Raw genomic sequence first — 3,547 nt, forward strand, 5'->3', positions numbered from 1 at the left:
CAAGGGCCACAACAAGATGCGCATCTTCCAGGAGGAGATTTTCGGACCGGTGGTGTCGGTCACGACCTTCAGGGACGATGACGAGGCGCTGTCGATCGCCAATGACACGCTCTACGGCCTCGGCGCTGGCATCTGGAGCCGCGACGCGAACCGCTGCTACCGCTTCGGCCGCGCCATCCAGGCCGGGCGCGTGTGGACCAATTGCTACCACGCCTATCCGGCGCACGCTGCCTTCGGCGGCTACAAGCAGTCCGGCATCGGTCGCGAGACGCACAAGATGATGCTCGATCACTACCAGCAGACCAAGAACATGCTGGTCAGCTACAGCCCGAAGAAGCTTGGCTTCTTCTGATCCTCCCGGGGCGAGGGGGGAGGGCGCGGTTCGCCGCGTCCTCCTTCGATTGTTGGAGGATCTGATGGACAAAAGATCTCTGAACAAAGTGTCCGCCACGCCGGAGGCGGAGGCGTTCCTGGCCGAGATCATCGCCGATCACGGCCCTGTTCTGTTCCACCAGTCCGGCGGCTGCTGCGACGGCTCCTCGCCAATGTGCTATCCGCGCGGCGATTTCATTGTTGGCGATGCCGACGTCATGCTGGGTGAAATCGGCAACACGCCGATCTACATCAGCGCCTCGCAGTACGAGGCCTGGAAACACACGGATTTGATCATCGACGTGGTGCCTGGCAGGGGCGGCATGTTCTCGCTCGACAACGGCCGCGAGCGGCGATTTCTGACCCGTTCGACGATCTGCGCGGTTCCACCCGCCGCCGGGAGGGATTGACCCGGCAAGCCGGCAACGGCACAAAGCCGCCATGGCCAATCTACTTCTCGTTGTCATCGGCGGCGGCATCGGCGCCGGCATCCGCCACTTGACCAATATGGGCGCGCTGCGCCTGGTCGGCCCCAACTATCCCTGGGGCACGATGGTGATCAACATCGTCGGCTCCTTCGTCATGGGCCTTTTCATCGCCGTGCTAGCGCGACGCGGCGGCTCGAACGAGGTCAGGCTGTTCGTGGCCACCGGCATCCTTGGCGGCTTCACCACTTTTTCGGCCTTTTCGCTCGATTTCGCCACGCTTTGGGAGCGCGGCGCCGCGGTGCCGGCGTTCGGCTATGCGCTCGCCAGCGTCATTGGCGCGATCCTCGCCCTGTTTCTGGGTCTTTGGCTCGCAAGAAGCCTGCCTTAATGCTATTGCCCCGCTTCCGAAGAGGCAAAGCGAGACAAATGGCAGGCGTTGAACAGATCACGGTGGAGGCCGGCGAGGCGGGCATGCGGCTCGACCGCTGGTTCAAGAGCCATTTCCCGGGGCTCGGCTTCGGCCATCTGCAGAAGCTCCTGCGCTCCGGCCAGATCCGCGTCGACGGCGGCCGGGTGAAGGCCGACACGCGCGTCGAGCCCGGCCAAACGGTCCGCATCCCGCCGCTCGAGGTCGACAAGAAGGGCGAGGCGCCGCTCACCGGCCATTCGATCCGCAACCAGGGCGACGCCGATGTGCTCGCCAAGATGCTTATCCATGAGGACCCGAAGGTCTTCGTCTTCAACAAGCCCGCTGGGCTCGCCGTGCAGGGCGGTTCGGGCGTCACCCGCAATGTCGATGACATGCTGGAGGCCTGGCGCAACCAGAAGGGCGAGAAGCCGCGCCTGGTGCATCGGCTCGACCGCGACACATCCGGCGTGCTGGTCGTCGCCCGCACCAGGCTTGCGGCGATGAAACTCTCCGAAGCGTTCCGGGCGCGCGAGACCAAGAAGACCTATTGGGCACTGGTCAAGGGCGTGCCGCCGAAGCGCGAGGACAAGATCTCGACCTGGCTGGTCAAGGAACCGACCCCGGACGGCGACCGCGTGCGCATCGCCAAGCATGGCGAGAAGGGCGCCGACCATGCGGTCTCCTACTATCGGGTCGTCGAGCAGGCGGCGCAGTCGCTGTCCTGGCTGGAGATGGAGCCCTATACCGGTCGCACCCATCAACTGCGCGTCCACGCTGCCTACATTGGCTGCCCGATCATCGGCGATCCCAAATATTTCGAGGCCGACACCAATTGGGACTTTCCGGGCGGCATGCAGAACCGCCTGCATCTGCACGCGCGCCGCATCCTCATCCCGCACCCGGACCAGGGCGTCATCGACGTCACCGCGCCGATGCCGCCGCATATGCGCCAGAGCTGGAACCTGCTCGGCTTCGACGAGCAGAACGCGGACGACTAGGGACGACTAGGAGAGGAACTGGGCCATGGGAGGAACCACGCTCACCAACCAGTTGGTCGGATGGCTGCCTTTTCATCATGATTTTTCTCGTGTGGCTCATCTTACGCGCCGCGCTGCTGCCAGGCAGGGATCGGTGGCGGAGATCGGCCGCGAGAACACTGAGGCGGTCAGACAAAACACCGAAGCACTGAAAGCACTGCTTGCTAAGTTGGAAAGCCAATCGAAGCAATGACCACGGCAACCGAAATGGGCCGTCGCGATGCAGTCGACATGGCGGCCGCCACGATCATGGTCGGGCTGACCTTCTCCTGGGGGCTGAACTACGTCGCCGCCAAGGTTTCCTACGCCGGCTATGATCCCGTCTTCGTCTCGATCGCGCGCTCGATTCTTGGCGGGCTCTGCGTGCTCGGCTGGTGCCGGCTGCGCGGCATCAAGCTGTTCAGGCCGGATGGGACGCTAGTCGCCGGCGTCGTTGTCGGCGTGCTCTTCGGCGTTGAATTCCTGTGCCTCTATATCGGGCTGGAATACACAACCGTTGCCCGCAACACGCTACTGGTCAACACCATGCCGTTCTGGGTCCTGATCGGCAGCCATTTCCTGCTCGGCGAGCGCATCAACGCGCGCAAGCTGGGCGGGCTTGTTCTCGCCTTCTGCGGCCTTGCGGCGGTCTTCTCCGAAGGCATCGTTGGCGGCAACAATGCGACGCTCACCGGCGACCTGCTCAGCCTCGGCTCAGGGATTCTGTGGGCGATGACCAGCATCGTCATCAAGCGGTCGAAACTGGTCGACACGAGCGCCGAGAAACTGCTGCTCTATCAGCTGGCCGGCGCCGCGGTCGTCGGTCTGCTGGTCATGCCTTTTGCCGGCGCGCCGATCCGCGCGGTCACGGCCTTGCCGACCTTGGCGCTGCTGTTCCAGTCTTTCTATATCGTCGCCTTCACCTATGTATTGTGGTTCTGGTTGCTGACGCGCTATCCGGCGGCGGGCTTGTCGAGTTTCGCCTTCCTGTCGCCAGCCTTCGGTGTCTTGTGCGGCGCGGTGCTTTTGGGCGAGCCGCCGACGGTCAGGATTTTCCTGGCGCTTGGCCTGGTCGCCGCTGGCCTTATCATCGTCAACCGGCCGGCGCGCAAGCAAATCCTGGGTTAGAGAGTTCCGACATGCGTGACATCCTCAACGACCTCGAAGCGGGAAAGCAGCTTTCCGATCCCGATCCCGTGCGCCGCGCCCAGATCCAGATGAAGACGCCGCTGCCGAAGCGCTTCTACAAGGCCGTTGCGGTCGTGCCGGCGGAAGAGGGCTTTGCCGTCCATCTCGACGGTAGACCGGTGCGCACGCCGGGC

Annotated in this window: 7 protein-coding genes; all 7 read left to right on the forward strand. The window is 63.9% G+C overall.

From position 1 onward, the window contains the following. Positions 1 to 352: aldehyde dehydrogenase family protein (locus tag EOA33_RS28420; protein WP_127407148.1), on the forward strand; the 352-nt coding region annotated here is incomplete at its 5' end. Between the two features lie 64 nt (positions 353 to 416). Continuing rightward, positions 417 to 782 carry a DUF779 domain-containing protein gene (locus tag EOA33_RS28425; RefSeq protein ID WP_126054668.1) on the forward strand — a complete coding sequence of 122 codons (366 nt, stop codon included), beginning with the start codon at positions 417 to 419 and terminating at the stop codon, positions 780 to 782. A gap of 31 nt (positions 783 to 813) precedes the next feature. Beyond that, the gene (crcB, locus tag EOA33_RS28430) at positions 814 to 1,188 is read left to right on the forward strand and encodes a fluoride efflux transporter CrcB (RefSeq protein WP_126054667.1); all 375 of its coding nucleotides are present in this window, start codon (positions 814 to 816) and stop codon (positions 1,186 to 1,188) included. Between the two features lie 38 nt (positions 1,189 to 1,226). Next, positions 1,227 to 2,207, forward strand: a complete 981-nt coding sequence (locus EOA33_RS28435; protein ID WP_127407149.1) for an RluA family pseudouridine synthase — start codon at positions 1,227 to 1,229, stop codon at positions 2,205 to 2,207. A gap of 25 nt (positions 2,208 to 2,232) precedes the next feature. Further along, positions 2,233 to 2,439, forward strand: a complete 207-nt coding sequence (locus EOA33_RS28440) for a hypothetical protein (RefSeq protein ID WP_126054665.1) — start codon at positions 2,233 to 2,235, stop codon at positions 2,437 to 2,439. Beyond that, positions 2,436 to 3,353: a DMT family transporter gene (locus tag EOA33_RS28445; RefSeq protein ID WP_127407150.1), complete on the forward strand. Its 918-nt coding sequence runs from the start codon at positions 2,436 to 2,438 to the stop codon at positions 3,351 to 3,353. The genes EOA33_RS28440 and EOA33_RS28445 overlap by 4 nt, the downstream gene beginning before the upstream one ends. Positions 3,354 to 3,364: 11 nt before the next feature. Then, a partial coding sequence (locus EOA33_RS28450; RefSeq protein ID WP_281033565.1) for an ATP12 family protein occupies positions 3,365 to 3,547 on the forward strand: 183 nt, incomplete at its 3' end.

It is taken from the genome of Mesorhizobium sp. M4A.F.Ca.ET.050.02.1.1, from assembly GCF_003997725.1.
In the GTDB taxonomy this organism is placed as follows: Bacteria; Pseudomonadota; Alphaproteobacteria; order Rhizobiales; family Rhizobiaceae; genus Mesorhizobium.

What these genes read in the sequence shown, in the direction of transcription:
- EOA33_RS28440 (WP_126054665.1), top strand. Translation starts at nt 2,233, where the DNA reads ATGGGAGGAACCACGCTCACCAACCAGTTGGTCGGATGGCTGCCTTTT.
- EOA33_RS28435 (WP_127407149.1), top strand. Translation starts at nt 1,227, where the DNA reads ATGGCAGGCGTTGAACAGATCACGGTGGAGGCCGGCGAGGCGGGCATG.
- EOA33_RS28425 (WP_126054668.1), top strand. Translation starts at nt 417, where the DNA reads ATGGACAAAAGATCTCTGAACAAAGTGTCCGCCACGCCGGAGGCGGAG.
- crcB (WP_126054667.1), top strand. Translation starts at nt 814, where the DNA reads ATGGCCAATCTACTTCTCGTTGTCATCGGCGGCGGCATCGGCGCCGGC.
- EOA33_RS28445 (WP_127407150.1), top strand. Translation starts at nt 2,436, where the DNA reads ATGACCACGGCAACCGAAATGGGCCGTCGCGATGCAGTCGACATGGCG.